We start from the raw sequence: 16,318 nt of genomic DNA, 5'->3' as shown, positions 1-16,318 counted from the left end.
ACGGGGCAGTATCTCACATTTCCTATTTGAAGGTATGATTTCTGTCGGACCAGACGCTCTACTACAGTAGATCCTGTTTTGTTGGTCGAGACAGACACTCGACAGTCTCTAAGTCTCGGGTGCTGTCGAGCATTCGGTTGACTTCCCCATCGCTTTCCCAGACCGTTCCCCGTGCCTCAGAGAGTACGTACCAGCATCCCGGCTCCCAGTCGACCGTGATTCCGTGTTTAGCCCAGACCTTGAGTTCGAACTCTGTCCCAGCTAAGTCTCGAACTAGGTAGCGGCCATCGACGCGGTCGGACCGCGCGGTACGCTTTTCTACAATCTGAATCGGGATGGGTCCCGGAAGGCGGCTGTTCCCGGGGATGTCTTCCCAAGTCAGTACATCTTCGTCATTCTCATCCAGTGTATCTCCCTCTGAGGTTGTGGTAGAATCTCCCTTTCCAGAAGCCGATAGTGTGGCATCTTCGATGAGTGAGGTCGCTTCGGTCCAGGAACCGAAGAAATTCGAATACATAGACGCTGAAACTCGGCCATGGTTATCCATGTCTGTCGTTTTGGGGATTCGTTCCACCTCGTCACGTACACGCCGAAGCTCCTCAAGCAGTCGCTCCCGCTTATCGATACCGGCAGCATCGAGTGCGTCGTCCCACGAGCCGAATTCACGCTGACAGCCGTATGCAGTGAACTCTCCTCGAGAATCCATCTCAGAAGCGTACGGTAGCAATTCCTCTGTCGATCGGTCTAGGCGTTGAATCTCTGCAATTAGCGCCTCACGTGCCGGTTCAGCGTCTGGATTTTCGGTTGCCCTGTCTTCATCTTGTTCCGTTTCGCTTTGGCTCTCTCCCTCTCTCGACGGCTCTTCCTCGAGGAATTCAAAGTTAGCGACATCCCGTGCTTCGGTGAAGGTCCCAAACTCGTTCGAGTACATACCGGAACTGTATCGACCGTGCTCGTCGACTTGCGTCGTCGAGGGAATCTCACCCAGTTCTGTCGCTACTCGTTCTAATTCGTCGATGAGAGCTGCTCTCTTGTCAAGTCCAGCTGCATCGAGTGCGTCGTCCCACGATCCAAACGTCTGATAATACTCATGGGTCGAGTACGTTCCCTGTTCGTCCATTTCGGGCGCCTTCGGTACCGCACCAAGTTCCTCTGTGAGAGCCTGAAGTTCGTCGAGCAACCGTTGTCGCTTCGGTTTGCGTTCACTACTCTTAGACGAGCCCTCTGGCGGTTCTGACGTCTCGTCCTCTGCCGTATCGGTGTTCGAATCCTCATCACTCGGGAGTGCCACCTCAAGACTATTCTGCAAGCGCGTTGCTTCTGTCTGAAGGTACTGGCTCCCCCGAACACTGCCCGAAAGCAGTTTGTCGAGTTTCGTCTGCGCGGTTGTGCACAGTTCCTCGAGGCGATCATCGTTGTCGAGGGACGTCAGGCGAGCATCGACCAGTATTCGTTGAACCTCACCCCATAACCGGAGGACGTCACGCTTAGTGTCGAACTGCCCGACACAAGTATCTACCAACTCGAGTGCTCTGCGTGAACTCTCTGTGTCGAGGTCGTGTGAATTCCCCCAGTGAATCGCGTACTGCAACTGCTCTCGAGCCATCTCCAGCACCGAACCGAGCCGATCGACTTCACCAGTCGCGAGGACCGAGTTACATGCATCCAGGAGTCGGAGTCCAGCAGCGTGCTTCTGTTGATAGGCCGCTGCGCAAATGTACTCTGCGACCGCCTTGAGATCAGTTCCGGTCTCGTCCGGGATGGTGAGTCGCTGATCATCTGTCCGAAGCACGAGAGAGGACTTTTTCCAGAACAGCTGGCCACTCTGCTCGATCTCGACTTTCGTGAGGTCCTCATAGCGGAGCTGTACAGGGACATTCTCAGGTTCACTCCCAACGACACAGAGTGCACGTGTTGGTGTAATCGCCGTGATGGCCTGATACCCGTCTAAATTAGGTAACGATCGTTCGAGATCGGTTGAGATATAGAGGGCAGGTGAACGGTCCTCAGATGCGAGCAAATACTGTGGTTGCTCATCTTCATAAAGATAGGTCGCAAGCGAGCGCTGGTAGAGGTATCCAGAGGAAAGCAGTCCTCCACTTCCGATCCCAGTAAGCAGTTCATCGTCAACCGACTGCTGAGCATCCTGGGTGATTCGGTTGGCGTCTAATTCAATAGCCGATTTTTGTACACCGAATTCTTCGAGGATGTCCACACTCTGGGGAACGGGCACCTGAAGCTCAGCAGCCTTTGTCGCCGATGTCGACTTCTCATTAGACGACTCTGAATCTCCCGCTTCCGTGGGTTCCCCCGATACCCGCGGTTGACCTTCGTCCTCGGAACTGCTCGATTGATTGTCTCTTTCGGTAGAAGACGTCTCTACGCGACCGTCATCAGCATTAGTCGACTCTTGGTCTGAGTTGTCAGAGTCTCTCCCTTTCCTAGTCGTGGGAACGTCCTCTTCTGAAAGAGCCTCAAATGATGCGGTTAACAGATCCTCCAGTTCCTCCGGGCGTTCCCGGTAGAGAGGGAAGAGCCACCAGACGCGCTGGAGACCTTCCACAGTGAGTGCTTCGTCATCCCGAAGCCGGTCCATCGCAGTCTCCCAGTCATCCTGTGCAACATACTCTCCACCAAGCCAGAGTTCATCGAGGAGGATTTCGATTGCCTCGGCGGTCAGCTCTTCGAGCAGCTGGTCAAGATGAACGTTCCCCTGGACTGTTTCGATTTCAAGGTCGTCAAGAAGGTCACGAGCCCACAGTTCGTGTCCCCGCTGCTTTGCGCGCTCGAGGAGGTCGGCGTCCACTCCTGCTTCCTCGATAACAGGCTGGACCCCGATCGTTTCGCCGAGTTCACGAACCCAGTTAAGCTCCTGAACATACTCTTTGGAGTCGAGTCCTGCGATGTAGTTCTCGTCAGGGACTGCGATGAAGTGGTGGAAATGGGGTCGCTGGTCGCCGTGCTTCCGCAGAACCCGTCCCATCCGCTGGACGAGTTGGAGTTTCGTCTTGGTACCAGCGACGTTGATCCCGACCTCAGCGTCGGGAACGTCAATACCTTCGTCGAGCATCTTCGGTGACACCAACACACCGTTGTCGCAGTTTGCGAACGCGTCGATGTTTTGCTGAACTCGCTCGTTGTTCTTCCGGGAGGAGCTCTCAAGCTGGCTGTGTGCCCGGTAGACGTTATCTGTGACGTCACTCAGAGTGTCGGCGATTCGGTCAGCCGTGTCGATGTCCATCGCGAAGATGACGACCTTGACAGGCTGGTCTGGATCCGAGAGATACTCCTCTGCCAGTTCGATGGCTCCCTCGATCTTCGGCTGTGAGCGGTGGCGAATCCACGTACGCGAGTGAATCGTTGCCTGGAGGTTCGACCAGTCGTCCGGAATCTGGTCGTCGTCGAGAGCCATCGAGGCGGCTTCGTGGGCACGAATGAAGTCGCCTAAGTCTTCGAGTTCGGTGAATGGAACAGGTATTCGCTTTAGGATTCGCTCGGTTTCCGAGGACCGACGAATGTGTTTGAATTGATCAGAGATCGACTCAGTGGTCTCTTCCCACTCCTCACGCTCGTACGGGTCGAGTGGTGTTGGATGGACAGTCCAGTCGAAGTCGGGAATGATGCCATCACGGCGGGCGTCTTCGACCCCGTAGGTGTACACGACGTCCCCTAAGAGTTCGGTAAGCTGTTCCCGCTTCAGTCCACCCTCGTCGCCGATGGTGGCAGAAAGACCCATTGCGGATTCGTAGTTCGGTCTATCGATTGCGGCTCCGTAACCGTCGATATTCGAGTAGTGGTGGACTTCGTCGTAAATGACGAGATCGTATTTATTTTCGAGATCGCGGTCGTACCTCGGTAGGAGCGACTGAGCGGTGTAAAACTCGACTTCTCCACCATTGAACGAGAGTCGGTCGGCTTTGTCACCCGTCTTTCCTGCAGGCATCGGAAGACCAAGCTTCTCCTGAATCTCTCGCTCCCACTGCTTCAGAATGGCGTTTGAGTGCGCCACTACCATGATATTCGCATCTGTTGTTCGTGGAGAGTGGTTAGGGTCGTTAGGAAGAACTCCACAGCACTCGGCGATAGCTGCAATTCCAGCGACAGTCTTCCCGGTTGCTGTCGCCATCTCGAGAATGCCGTGACGTCCGTTTGTGAGCCAGTTGTCTAGCCCTGCCTGCTGATTATCCCAGAGAGAAACCATCAGGACAGGGTTGTGAAGGCGGGCCATCGCTTCCTCCCGTCCTAAGCTACCCAACGACGAGGCCTCCTCCAACAATGCGGTGAGTAACTCTGTATCCGAGAGTGCCTGCTGCTGAGCAGCTGTCACGAAGAGTTCCAAAAGATAGAGGCCACCACCACGGCCGATATGCGTGATGTCGAGTGCACTTGGGTCAAATCCCAGCTGTCGTAATCGCTTGAGCAAGACGGTTTCTGCGGGCTTTGAGATGACGCTCGTTTGTGCTGTCCGTTGAGCAGGTAGATTCTTATTCAGTGAGGCGACATGGCGGCGAAACGTGTGAAACCGATCCCGGTTCGTCTCGATAGGCTCAGTGTCAACTACCCCCTGGATACGTTCCGTAACAAAATCTGCAAAGAGATCACTGTAGTATCGTTCAAGGTCATTCCATTCGATCGGATCAACTGGCCCTTCGTATCGGGCCATCGTGACCTTGTTCGCAACCTCATCATCAAGGCGAATCAGCTGTTCGATAGATGGTAGATCGGAGAGAACTTTGGACTGATAATCTTCGAAGAAATCGTAATCGTACTCGACCAGTCCTGCCATCTGTTACCCAATTCCTTCTCGATGGCAAAAAACTATCGCTGAATGATATATGGTCGTCACTGAGGTGGATTAAAACGATACCGCAGAGTATCGATAACCACTCCATCTGAGTTCTGTCTACCACGGAATTTATCGCTATGTAGTGGGCTGGTCATGCTATGGAGACAGGAAATAACAGTTCAGACGAATTTGAATTGCGTGAGACAGACATCGGAACGGAAGAATTGATTTTTCCAGATGGAAGTACAGAGTGGGCCGAAACAATTCAGGTGGGCAAGTGTACCGTCGCGGCAACGACCGGTGAAAATGTAGTCGCAGTCTTTGTTGATGGTGAACTCTCATTTACGATCGATGAATACGTACAAGTCCTCTCTCCACTAAACCGGTCTATCGAAGTGAGTGAGACGGGGTACATCGCATACCATACAGGCGAGCATCAAGAGAAAATTTTCAATCTAGTGACCTGGGAAGGCGAAACAGTGCTACAACGTGTTGTCGAGGTCGCACGCAGACCGTCTTTTACACCCAATGGCAACTATGTGGCATTTTGGCGGCTATCTGACAAAACGATTTACTGCTACGATGTCGAGGATGCGATGGATGCGGGACGCTTCCAGACGACAGACATCCGTGACCACAGTGAGGTCGGTCGCGCAGTAAATATTGGCGTTGAGGGTGTTACATACCAAGGTGATCCCGCGTTCAAGGTGACCGATACCTACGGTGGCGACGACGAACTCCTAGGGTATATTTCGCCGACAGGGGATCTCCTTGAGACGACCCTCTGAGAGTTCTTAGCCGACACGGCAGGGGGCGACGTGTTCCGGTTCGTCCCGTGGTCGCAAGTTCCCGAATCCGATCGACCGGGGATACTCATTCGAGCCAGATCGTTTGATGTACCCATCGAACTCCATCTCCGACCGCATGGCTTCACGTGTGATTGTCACTTCTCCAGAACGAGAAACCGTCATTAGTCCGACTTTTGAAAGTGAGTCAACTGCAAGGACTTGTTCGCCGTTCGCCTGATATTGCTGCGGAACCGCCAGATAGAGGTGTGTAATCACCCCACTTGACTGGTACCGTTCTAACTGGGCCCGAATCTCCTCAATCTGCTCCGTCGTCGCCACCGTTGAATCTCCCTTTGCTTCGACTCCGATCAATTTTTTGCTGTTATCTTCTTGATAGATTTTCGCAGGTGCTTTCCCATCTTCAAAGCCCATTACATCGATGAGGTATTCGGCGTTATCTTGCTGACTAGGAACGACAGCCTCGCGAATATGACCGTATGCCCGCCACACATGATGCTGTACCCACGTTTCGTTGTCGCAGGAGAGTGTTGGTGTGTGTTCGCGGGGGAGAGAAGATCCCTCACGAATCACTTCTACAGCAGTCCATTTCTGTTGGGAAAAGGCGTCGTCTGTGGCATTTGGGAGAGGTTGCCGGAATCCATCTTGCTCATCAGTGCTTTCCAGCTCAAGAGGGACGTCGACCACACCGGTCTGATCAGGCAACAGGAGGTTATTTTGCATTCGTTTGATTGCCTCCTCCAGATCGATGTATGTCTCAGATGGGTCGAAATCCGCCGTTGGAATCCCGAGATTCCGTTCTAATCGTGCACGGACCGTCTTCTGTTCATCATCGAGAATACGCTCGTTCGTCTGATAAACTGAGACCGATTGCTCAAGAACGTCGTCCGGAAAATGTCCGTCAAGTGCCTCTAGATAGTCCGCTTCCGTATATTGGCCGGCTGCAATCGCATTACTCACCTGCTTCCGTATCTGCTGATTCGTGTAGGTTCCGCCGCCTACCTTCTTTTTATTAGCTAACCGGTCGGCAACAGACTCACCAACCCTAGAGCAGTGAAAGAGCTTATCTAGATATTCTGAATTCAGATACCGATTAAGCTGTTCATCAGCGAACGCGTTATTTTTAATTTCGAACCCATGATACTCTCCATCGGCTGTCTTCGCGACAAGGTCGATACGCCCAGAATGGATACCAGACCCGATACTGACTTCGCCTCCTACTTGTGTATAGGCGGGATTATTTTCCAGCCAGAGCCACACGAGATCCTGAACATATGGTTCAACACAATACGTCATCGCTGCATCTCGTTGAGCGCAGCATATCGAATAACTTAGAGATGGCGATACACTTACTGAGTCGTCTATAGCATCGATATGAAGACGTCGTGGGCTATGCTCGGACCAGGGAGCTCCGAGTATATCCAGATGATGAGCGCGTGAAGGTCTCCTCATCCACGGAAGGGGAGTATGAGATTGGGACGAGCGAGGTTCTTGTTCGAGTTAGAGTCGAAAGGGGAAGTAGAGTTCATCGAAGTCATCAAATAGGGAGATCCCAGGAGAATCTACGATCTATTTTCGAAGCTTTTTCCATCTATAATTGCCACTTCGAAAAAGTAGTTATTATCTCTATTACTGGCTAAAAGTCGATATCAGAACCTCTATTCCCTGATTTCTGCACCAGGCCTATTGGCTCATAGTGATTGATTCACGTCTACCGAGTCTAATTTATAATCTACACCCTCTCCAGCCGAAAATCTATATAAATCTTTTAAGTGAAGCAGTTATTAACCAAGATGAGCCAGAACCTGTCATATTATTTATCGCAAAGAATTTTACTAAACCCACCAAAGATCACTTGCAGCGAAGTCGGGTAGTAGAGATCGCCATTACACGGCGAATTGCGCCATTTGAGGCGAAAATCGTAGAACCTGCATAGAGTGATCTATGTCAAAATCAGAATCACAAAACAAAAACGACGGTAGTATCGAACTGGAAAACTACGTCCGAAATCTCAGCGAAACGGAAGGAGTCCACAGTATCGCAGTGGCGAAAGAGTCTCTGCTAGAAGGGAGAGCACTCATCATCAAGGTGCACGCCGACCTCTCTGACGCGGAGTCTGTGGATGATGAAAAGCAGCTTCAGTTTGCAGGGAATCAGATGCAGGCAGTCGTGCACCTCGAGTCCTGGGGCGTGGGGAGCCCATTTGAGGTCCCCATCTTCCTGGAAGGGCAAGTCGCAGTCGAAGACGGCATCAAGTTCCTCAAGCAGTATGCCCGAGATCCAAAAGAAGCGAACTTATACGATCTAGTGCTCAGTGAGGATGAGTAAAGAGCCCGCACCGCTGTCACCATCGAAGTACAACAAGCTGCTCAAGGCCGCAGAAGAGAGGTCGAACCGACACGGATTCACCGTGTACGCGCTCGGCCACACTGGACTGCGCGGTAGTGAGTTCAGTCGCTTGAGCTGTGAATGGCTCGATAGCGAAAAGCAAATGCTCCAAGTCCCGGCAGATGCAGTTAAGGGCATAAGGTCTCGAGTGAGGTCGATTCCGCTGTCCGAAGACGGGGTCGAACGGTTCGAGGACTTCTTCAGAACGCGAAGTGAGGTTGCGATCACCCCCTCAACGGTGACAAAACGAGTCAAATCAGTCAGTGAAGACAGTCTCTCCGATAACGTCCATTCTCAAACACTTCGGTCGACGTTCACAACGCGCCTGCTTCGGACCGGGGTTCCACAATCTGAGATTCGTCAACTCCTTGGGTACACCCCATCAAAGTGGGACCTAGTACCCGCGGACGGCTACGGAGTCGCTGAAAAGAAGATCCGTAACGGGCTATATTAGCCCGCCTCACTACTGGAGTTCTTCAGTATTTTCGCGTACGAAGGTTGGATTGTACGTGATTGAGTTCTTGTGAATCGCCACATAGCGTTGGTTTCGATCCTCAGAACTAATGGGGGCAGCTGAGAGACTACTCCGATGACCTGTAATGCGACGATGAATTAAGCAATCTCCTCGATCAACTCGAACCCATTTTTGAACTGAACGCGCCCGTCGAACCCGTTCCGTGAGAGCGCCGAAACGATACCTTCGCCGGCGTCAATGTCAGTCGTCACGACGCACGCAAACTCGACATCAGAGCCCGTAAGCTGTTCTGCTGCAACGGCCGCGAGTGCGGTGTCTGCTTTTTCGATCTGATCTTCCCGCCGGTTTGACGATTGGGCGATATACGTTCGTACGTCATCCATCACCTGCGATACGATGCTGTTCGTATAGTCTAGTTCCTCGGCCACTGTCACCCAACCTGCGTTAATCGCGCTGTCGATCGGGGTTTGACCAGGTGTACTTCGATTTGGCGCCCCACCGAGTTCATCGTACACGCGTTGTGGAATCACGAATGAGAGATTGTTCCGTTGGGCGAACCGCTCGAGGGCTGTGTATTTGTTGTTTTGCTGGCGTCCACAGGCCACGAACAGTCCCGTATCTGCGACCCAGACGACGCTCTCTTCGACTGGATTGAAAGACCCGTTCATCTATCAACCCGTCAGTCCTCCGTCTCAGGCGGTTGATCGCGGGCACTTCGAATGTCGTCGAAGTACGGATCGACCGTCTGCATGTCGAGTACGACCTCTCGAAGGGCTTGTAAGACGGAGATGGCAAACGCATGCTGGAAATCTAGTTCCCGGGTAGCCACTCGCTCCGACATTTTGCCTTCGGCGTACGGAATTGCGTACGTGAGTGCGGCTGCGAGTTTTCCCAGGCCATGTTTTTCGATCAGGAGATCAAGATCCTGATCCCGCGGCGAGCGACCGAAAGCCTCGATGAGGGTCGGGGTGACCGTGTATTCGTCCCCGTCGAGGTTAGCGGTAAGCGTGATCGGCACCGCCGAATACGTGTGTGTCTTCTGTTCCTCGTTGCGTGTCAGCACCCCCAGATCAACGAGCGTTCCAGTGTCTGAATACACGGTCGTCCGTGGCATTTCCAGAGCATCGACGATGTCGTCGATGGTGAGTTCGCCCTCGCGAAGGATGAACGTATAGAGCCGAGCCAGTCGCGGCTCTTCCAAGAGCTGGGCGACCGACAGGAGGCCGTTGATGGCTCGCTCGGGATCCCCGGCGGCTTTCGACATACAATTCATGATTCGTGTATTGAGTAATAACGTTTGGGGATGGTGGGTAATAGAAATTGGACAGTGAGTATGATGAGGGGAAGCTTATTTTACGATTCTTTTCATTTCTCCGATGTCATAGCGTCGAGTTTTCTGCCTTCCGCAGTTGCTTCACGAGGTTCAGATGCATGAGATGAAGATGCGTCCTGGTTCCAAACAGCAGCAGGTCCATACCACAAAAATCATCGGGAGCAGGATCGCGTCGAGTACACTCGGGACTGAATCAAGGTCGCCATTAGATTGTAAATGGTAATGTCTATGTATCCGTTGTTATTGGCACTCACAGTGGGATCAAAACAGGAACTTGTCCCTGACCGACTGGAACGCGAGGCGGCCAAGCAATTGGGCGGGACCGCGCTTCGGCAGGTCACGGGCGACGTCCATAGCGCCTGGCGGCTCGCTCACCCCAATGCCGAGTTTCCAATCCGTCTCTGACTCGAAGCGGTCTACCGCGGTCTCGACGCGGTCGCGCACTGCTTCGGCATCCATCGTCTTCACTTCGCCATCTTGCATCAGCACGTTGCCGTCCACAATGACCGTTTCTACGTCTGCGGGCGCCGCGTTGTTGGCGACCTGCGCCGGGATGTTAGTCAGCGGCGTGAACTTCGGTTGTTCGACATCAAGTAGGATGACGTCGGCCCGCTTGCCAGGTTCGAGGCTGCCGATCTCGTCACCGACGTCGAGTGCCTCTGCTCCCTCGATAGTGAGCATCCGCACCAGTTCCATCGAATCGTACTGACCGGCCGACCGCTTGAGATTCGCAGCGAGCCGAGCCTGCCGGGCCTCACCGAACATACTGTACGAGTCGTGCCAGTAGTGGTCGTCGATGCCGAGACCGACGTCGACGCCCGCTGCGCGGAGTTCTGGCACCGGCGTCCACTGCACGTCACCGTTCGTGTTCCAGTATGCGAAGATCGACGGACAGTGTGCGACCGATGCGTTTGCGTCGGCAGTCCGACGGATGTCCTCGTTGTCGGCGAGCCGGAAGTGGGCGGCCACTAGTCGGTCGTCAAGGAGTCCAACGTCGTCGATGAGGGCAAGCGAGTCCTCAGCACCGTTCGCCCGTGCCATCGTATTGCTCTCCTCGAGTTCAAGTAGGTGAGTGTGAACGAGCAGGTCGGGGTACTCGGCGGCGAGATCAGCGGTGCGCTCCCACAGATTGCGGGTACACGACCAGTCGTCGTGGGGGTCGATCGTCGCTCGAATCCGTCCGTCATAGGTGTCGTGGTACTCGTCGATGAACCTGCGGGCACGGGCGAACTGCTCGTCAACGGGAACGTCCCAGAAGAGGTCAGAGAGTGCCATCCCGAAGAACCCACGGAGGCCCGCCTCACCGAACGTCTCGGCGCCCGCGCTCGGCCGGACGTCCATCGAGTTGACGGTGGTGACGCCGCCGGCGAGGAAATTGAGCGCGGCGAGTTCGTACCCCGCCTCGGTGAGGTAGTCGTACTCGCCCTCGGCGATGTGGCCGAAGATGGCTGTCATCCCGCTCATCATCTCCATCAGGTCCAGGTCGCTGAACGCGCCGATCAGCGGCGTCAGTTCGAGGTGAGTGTGGGCGTTGACCAGCCCCGGCATCACGAGTGTGCCCTCGCCGTCGATGACACGGGCGGCCGCGATGTCCGCATCGTCGTTCTGGGAGGATCGCACATCGGTGATGCGACCATCCTCGATGAGTACCGTACCCCGTTCGTAGAGCCGATTTCGGTCATCGACCGTGAGAACGTATGCGTCGTGAATAGCGATGTCAGCCGTCATTTGCGCCCACTATCCAGATGTTTATCTAGTTGCTATTATTGGTTCCCGCTTTTACCCAATTGAGAGCCCATGTACGGTTCGAGAGTCGGAAAAAACCGCATCTCGTCTGGAGTGACCGGCTATACCAGGGGAGATCACGCGCCATTGGTAGAAGTTCAGGTGACTATTTGCGTCGTTCGTCGGTACCCCTCGTACACAGCTGGCAGTCCGAGGGGAAGTGCGAGGAGCCCAAACCCGAGAAGGACGTACCCGGCCCCCTTTCGTCGTCGTACTGCAAAGATCGTCGCGACGATACCGAACAGTGCAATCACGTAGGCGGTATTACTCCAGATCACGTCGTACGAGGAGCAGTACAGCCAGCAGACGAACGTATAGGAGGGGGCATTCCACGTCGGCGGATGGAGTTTCGGCCAGAAGAACCGACAGTACGTCGTCCAGCCAACCATCGCCAACGTGGGGAGACTAGCGAGCCACAGCGTCGATCCGAATGGCGTCTGCATTCCGAATCGTCTGTACCCAGCGAGGAACAACGACGGAAAACCGATAATCCACAGCCAGATTCCGATAGTATAGCTTACTGGCCAGTGTTCAATCCGAGGCTGCTCGAACGGTAGTCGAAGTGACTCCGACAGCGTCGCCCACGGGAACGAGGGGTCTGGCACCGGATTCGTGATGAATGCGACCAAGCAGAGTCCCGTTCCAATGAGTAGTCCGTAGAAGCCCAGCGTCGTGTATCGGTCGAGCCAAGCTGGGAGCGAGGGTTGGCCAGTCGTGTAACGGCGGTCTGGTGTCAGCGTCATCCTTCAGGTCAATCCTGACGTGATTCCGTGTCGTGTTGGAGAGCCTCCCGTCGCTGTTCGTACTCCTCGTCAGTCAGCTCGCCGCGAGCGTATGCGAGCCGAAGTTCTTCGAGCGCATGGTCTGAGCCACTCTCATTGCTCGTTAGAACCCTGTAGATGAGATAGCCACCGCCGACGAGGGCAGCGAGGAACAAGAGTTGCATCAGGATTCCAACGATGAACATCCAGCCTGGTATCGTCCCGTCGCTCCACATTCCACCACCCCACATACCGCCCATCATCGGCCCGAATCCCATCATCCCGAAGCCCATGAAGAACATCGGGAAGATGACGAACGCACCGATGATAATGAGGAGAATCGTGACCAAGCGTGTGTCTTCCGTATTTTCAGGCATATATGCCCCTCTGTGAGTCAGCCTCTAGTGTCCAGTACGTGGTCACGGTTCAATGCGATTACGCCTTCGAACCCTCTGCAAACCAACCGTACAACTTTTGAATCCATAGTCGAGGGGGCTCTGAAGAGAGGGATATTAACGGGAACTGCAATAGATGATGCTTACGTCGATACAACCATGCAGGCGACGATGATTGAGGGAGTCTTCGAATCCCTCCGCATCGGTGTTGGATTTCTCTGGACGGCGGCGTGGGCGATCATCATGGGGCTCACGATCACGAGTCTCGTCCAAGTCTACGTCTCCAAGGAGCGAATGGCCCAGGTCCTGGGTGATGGTGACCTGAGCGGCCTCACGAAGGCGACCGCCTTCGGAGCGGCGAGCAGTGGGTGCAGTTTCGGGGCCGTCGCCATCGGGAAGGGATTGTTCAAGAAGGGAGCCCACGTGGTGAACTTCCTGGCGTTCATGTTCGCGTCGACGAACCTCATCGTCGAGCTCGGGCTGATGATTCTGCTTCTGCTGGGCTGGGAGTTCCTCGTCGCGGAACTGCTTGGCGGTCTCATCCTCATCGCCGTGATGGCGGTCATCGTCCATCTCACGCTTCCTGAGAACCTCTTCGACGAAGTCCGGGAGACACTCAACGAACGCGACCGCAAATCGGGCGTCACAGAAGATCCGACCTGTGGGATGGAAGGCAAAGACGAGTATTCCCTCACCACTGACGGCGGTGAGACGCTAAAATTCTGCTCGGAGGGCTGTATGGAGACGTATCTCCAAGAGACATCGAGCGGTGGTGGGTGGCGCGAGGAGTTGCTGTCGTGGGGTGGTTGGTACAAGGTCGGGAACCAGTACCGCAAGGAGTGGTCGATGATCTGGAAGGACGTCATCGCCGGCTTCCTCATCTCCGGGTTCGTTATCGTCTTCGTCCCGCAGTGGGTCTGGAATACACTGTTCATCCAGGGTGATGGCCTCCTCGTGACCGCCGAGAACGCGATTATGGGTGTCGCAATTGCCGTCCTCAGCTTCGTCGGCAGTATGGGCAACGTTCCCTTCGCCGTTGCACTCTGGGGCGGCGGCATCAGCTTTGCCGGCGTCATCGCGTTCGTCTACGCTGACCTCATCACGATTCCCGTGTTGAACGTTTACCGGAAATACTACGGCTGGAAGGTGATGCTGTACATCCTCGGCGTCTTCTTCGTCACGATGGCGTTCACCGGCTTCCTCATGGAGCTACTGTTCGACGCCCTCAACATTGTCCCGGATTTGGCCGGTGGTGAGACGGCGACCGAACAGACGTACTTCGAACTCAACTACACGTTCTACCTCAACCTCGTCGCGTTCGCCCTCTCGGGAGTCCTCCTCTACGTCTATCGCCGAGGGCTGGGTGCACCTGACCAGTATCGTGACCCGGTCTGTGGGATGCGGATCGACGATAGCGGGCCGAGCAGCACCCACGACGGCGAGACGTACTACTTCTGCTCGAAGACCTGCAAGCGATCGTTCGAGAAGCACCCCTCCGAGTTTGCCAATCAACATCCACAGGTTTCAGGGACGGGAGCCTCTCAGAGTCATGAACATCATTGACTGCTGTGTCTCGAGACCAAGTATCGCGACCAAGCAGCTTCGAGTTTTGCGTCGGCTAATCACAACTGGTACGGCGGTGTCTCGCAAACTATCACGCATGAACTGGGATCACGACAAATCGAGGTGGGATGGATGAATCGACGTCGATCAGACACGCTGGTCGGTCTCCTCGTCGCTGCCATCTTCATCGTCGGTGGTGCGCTCAGCTGGCAAGCGTACCAGCAACAGCAAGCCATCGAACAAATGGGCTCGATGATGGGCACGTCGATGGGGGCGGTTCACGGAACGAATCCGCTCTGGTACGTCCTTTGGACCTTTCTCGCCGCGGCGGTCATCGGTGGAGGGTATCTCGCAGTCCGCGACGACTTCACCAGCACAGACGCAAACGCTCGCTCACAGAAGGAGATGTCGGAACCAGCCGACCCTGAGAGCACAGCACCGGCGGCTGACACCCAGCCAGATGAGGCCATCAATCCAGAGTCTCAGCCGCAGGCTCGCGTGTTGGACCTCTTGCCGGACGACGAACGGCGGATTCTCGAACCGATCGTCTCCTCGCCCGGCATCACGCAGATCGAATTACGGGATCGCTCGAACTTCTCGAAGAGCAAGGTCAGTCAGACGGTCAGTGCTCTTGAGAGGCGGGGTCTGTTGTATCGCGAACGTCAAGGGCGGACGTACCGTATCTATCCGAGCGACGATCTGCGACAGAATCAGAAGCACTAGCCACAGGGGCAGCAGTCCAGGCCCAGTGGAACTATCGGCCGACAGTGAGGTATCCGATGCAGTATCGGGCACCGTGTTAATCGGCGGCCTGTGCCTGGCCCATGCTCTGGCTCTGCCCCCATCTCGGCAGGGTTCTTCATGCCCTCCTTGACGCCGAAGTGAACCACCTCGGCCTGCTCCGCCTGTAGTCTTTCCAAAGCAGCAAGGACGTGAGCCCGGAGCCCGCCGAATTCGACGTGGATGAACGATCTCATTCCTCAAAAACGATTAAAACGCCCTATACACGTTCTCGAACGATCTCCTGTGCGGATTCACACCCATCGTGATAACTCCCAAGCGGTTCTACGAGTAACCGAGGAGAACAACAATGACCAACTTCAAACTCGGCGGCTGGCTGCTCGTGGTGCTTGCAATCGTCGGACTCGCATTTGCCGCGCCCGTGGTCAGCGCACACGGCACCGACACGACTGCTGACGATGCGCCACCGTACGACAGAAATGCGACCGCGGATGACTGGGCGGCCTGGATGGAAGGCCACATGACTGACCACATGGGTCCTGGTAGCGTCGAGTGGATGGAGTCCCACATGGGAGTGACCGTCGACGGGATGGCCCAGGACATGGCTGACGACGACTACAACGACGGAATGTACGGGCAGGACCACTGCTGACAACCCTGACCGTTTCGATCGCTTCGACCCAACACCACGACTCACAAACCCAAGATAATGACGCAACTTACCACTCACGTCGGACGCACTGCTCGTCGACTCACGATACTCGCCGTCCCGCTGCTGGTCGCGGCGACTGGAACGGCTGTTGCCCACGGTGGCGGGAGCTACGGCGGCGGCATGATGGGTGGCGGGGGGCTCTTCGGCGGAGCGATGGGACTCTGGGGGCTCCTCTGGATGGGGCTCCTCATCGCCGTCCCGCTCTACCTCGCCCATGCGATCCTCAACCGAGGATCCGGCGGGAACGATGAGCAGTCGCTGTCGGTTCTCCGCGAGCGCTACGCCCGCGGTGAGCTCTCGGATGACGAATTCGATCGACGGCGAAAACAGCTCGAACGTACCGGATGACCGGAACAGTTGCTGTTCCAACCGGTTCACCACACTCCCAACGCCTGCCGTTGCGGCACCAAATCATTAACCCCGTAAACGGGGTATAATATACTATGGGCAGTGTCTAGTTAGGCCAGCTTGAGAAGTGAGCAGGTCGTAGAGTTTGTTTGGGACAATGCTCGCAGACCTGCTCAGCGAGTGCTACGCGACGGAATTTGATGAATCTTGGGAGCGTGAGCGGAC

Annotated in this window: 14 protein-coding genes and 1 pseudogene; 8 read left to right on the top strand and 7 right to left on the bottom strand. The window is 55.1% G+C overall.

Annotation, left to right across the window (positions count from 1 at the left end; translation table 11 throughout):
• Window positions 1–61: 61 nt before the first annotated feature.
• On the bottom strand, window positions 62–4,786 hold the full coding sequence (locus tag NDI89_RS12005) for a homing endonuclease associated repeat-containing protein (protein WP_277521851.1): 4,725 nt from the start codon (window positions 4,784–4,786) through the stop codon (window positions 62–64).
• A gap of 158 nt (window positions 4,787–4,944) precedes the next feature.
• On the opposite strand from NDI89_RS12005, the gene NDI89_RS12000 reads away from it, so the two are divergent.
• A complete protein-coding gene (locus NDI89_RS12000; protein WP_277521850.1) occupies window positions 4,945–5,574 on the top strand; it encodes a hypothetical protein in 630 nt (209 codons plus the stop codon).
• 6 nt (window positions 5,575–5,580) lie between these two features.
• Here the strand turns inward: NDI89_RS12000 and NDI89_RS11995 are convergent, their stop codons facing one another.
• Window positions 5,581–6,888 carry a hypothetical protein gene (locus NDI89_RS11995; protein ID WP_277521849.1) on the bottom strand — a complete coding sequence of 436 codons (1,308 nt, stop codon included), beginning with the start codon at window positions 6,886–6,888 and terminating at the stop codon, window positions 5,581–5,583.
• A gap of 648 nt (window positions 6,889–7,536) precedes the next feature.
• Here NDI89_RS11995 and NDI89_RS11990 point away from each other — a divergent pair.
• Together NDI89_RS11990 and NDI89_RS11985 are read left to right on the top strand one after the other, a co-directional pair.
• Window positions 7,537–7,920 (top strand): hypothetical protein, encoded by a 384-nt coding sequence (locus NDI89_RS11990; RefSeq protein WP_277521848.1) that lies wholly within the window; start codon window positions 7,537–7,539, stop codon window positions 7,918–7,920.
• Window positions 7,913–8,434: a tyrosine-type recombinase/integrase gene (locus NDI89_RS11985; protein ID WP_277521847.1), complete on the top strand. Its 522-nt coding sequence runs from the start codon at window positions 7,913–7,915 to the stop codon at window positions 8,432–8,434. The genes NDI89_RS11990 and NDI89_RS11985 overlap by 8 nt, the downstream gene beginning before the upstream one ends.
• A gap of 158 nt (window positions 8,435–8,592) precedes the next feature.
• Here the strand turns inward: NDI89_RS11985 and NDI89_RS11980 are convergent, their stop codons facing one another.
• The 5 genes from NDI89_RS11980 to NDI89_RS11960 form a co-directional block, all read right to left on the bottom strand.
• Window positions 8,593–9,123 (bottom strand): PIN domain-containing protein, encoded by a 531-nt coding sequence (locus tag NDI89_RS11980; protein WP_277521846.1) that lies wholly within the window; start codon window positions 9,121–9,123, stop codon window positions 8,593–8,595.
• An 11-nt stretch (window positions 9,124–9,134) separates the two neighbouring features.
• Entirely contained in the window at window positions 9,135–9,719 is a 585-nt protein-coding gene (locus NDI89_RS11975) for a DUF7437 domain-containing protein (protein ID WP_277521845.1), read from the bottom strand.
• Window positions 9,720–10,049: 330 nt separating this feature from the next.
• Window positions 10,050–11,516: an amidohydrolase family protein gene (locus NDI89_RS11970; RefSeq protein ID WP_277521844.1), complete on the bottom strand. Its 1,467-nt coding sequence runs from the start codon at window positions 11,514–11,516 to the stop codon at window positions 10,050–10,052.
• Between the two features lie 155 nt (window positions 11,517–11,671).
• Window positions 11,672–12,016, bottom strand: a complete 345-nt coding sequence (locus NDI89_RS11965; protein ID WP_277521843.1) for a hypothetical protein — start codon at window positions 12,014–12,016, stop codon at window positions 11,672–11,674.
• Window positions 12,017–12,324: 308 nt separating this feature from the next.
• On the bottom strand, window positions 12,325–12,711 hold the full coding sequence (locus NDI89_RS11960) for an SHOCT domain-containing protein (RefSeq protein WP_277521842.1): 387 nt from the start codon (window positions 12,709–12,711) through the stop codon (window positions 12,325–12,327).
• A gap of 177 nt (window positions 12,712–12,888) precedes the next feature.
• Between NDI89_RS11960 and NDI89_RS11955 the strand changes: the two genes are divergently transcribed.
• The 5 genes and pseudogenes from NDI89_RS11955 to NDI89_RS11935 all read left to right on the top strand — a co-directional run.
• Window positions 12,889–14,292 carry a permease gene (locus NDI89_RS11955; RefSeq protein WP_277521841.1) on the top strand — a complete coding sequence of 468 codons (1,404 nt, stop codon included), beginning with the start codon at window positions 12,889–12,891 and terminating at the stop codon, window positions 14,290–14,292.
• A 132-nt stretch (window positions 14,293–14,424) separates the two neighbouring features.
• Window positions 14,425–15,015, top strand: a complete 591-nt coding sequence (locus NDI89_RS11950) for a DUF7343 domain-containing protein (protein WP_277521840.1) — start codon at window positions 14,425–14,427, stop codon at window positions 15,013–15,015.
• A gap of 367 nt (window positions 15,016–15,382) precedes the next feature.
• Window positions 15,383–15,685: a hypothetical protein gene (locus tag NDI89_RS11945; protein ID WP_277521839.1), complete on the top strand. Its 303-nt coding sequence runs from the start codon at window positions 15,383–15,385 to the stop codon at window positions 15,683–15,685.
• A gap of 57 nt (window positions 15,686–15,742) precedes the next feature.
• Window positions 15,743–16,093: an SHOCT domain-containing protein gene (locus NDI89_RS11940; RefSeq protein WP_277521838.1), complete on the top strand. Its 351-nt coding sequence runs from the start codon at window positions 15,743–15,745 to the stop codon at window positions 16,091–16,093.
• A gap of 157 nt (window positions 16,094–16,250) precedes the next feature.
• Window positions 16,251–16,318, top strand: a pseudogene (locus NDI89_RS11935) (IS6 family transposase); the annotation flags it as partial.

This window comes from Natrinema salsiterrestre (assembly GCF_029502005.1).
In the GTDB taxonomy this organism is placed as follows: domain Archaea; phylum Halobacteriota; class Halobacteria; order Halobacteriales; family Natrialbaceae; genus Natrinema; species Natrinema salsiterrestre.
This window is presented reverse-complemented; position numbering and strand designations above follow the sequence as displayed.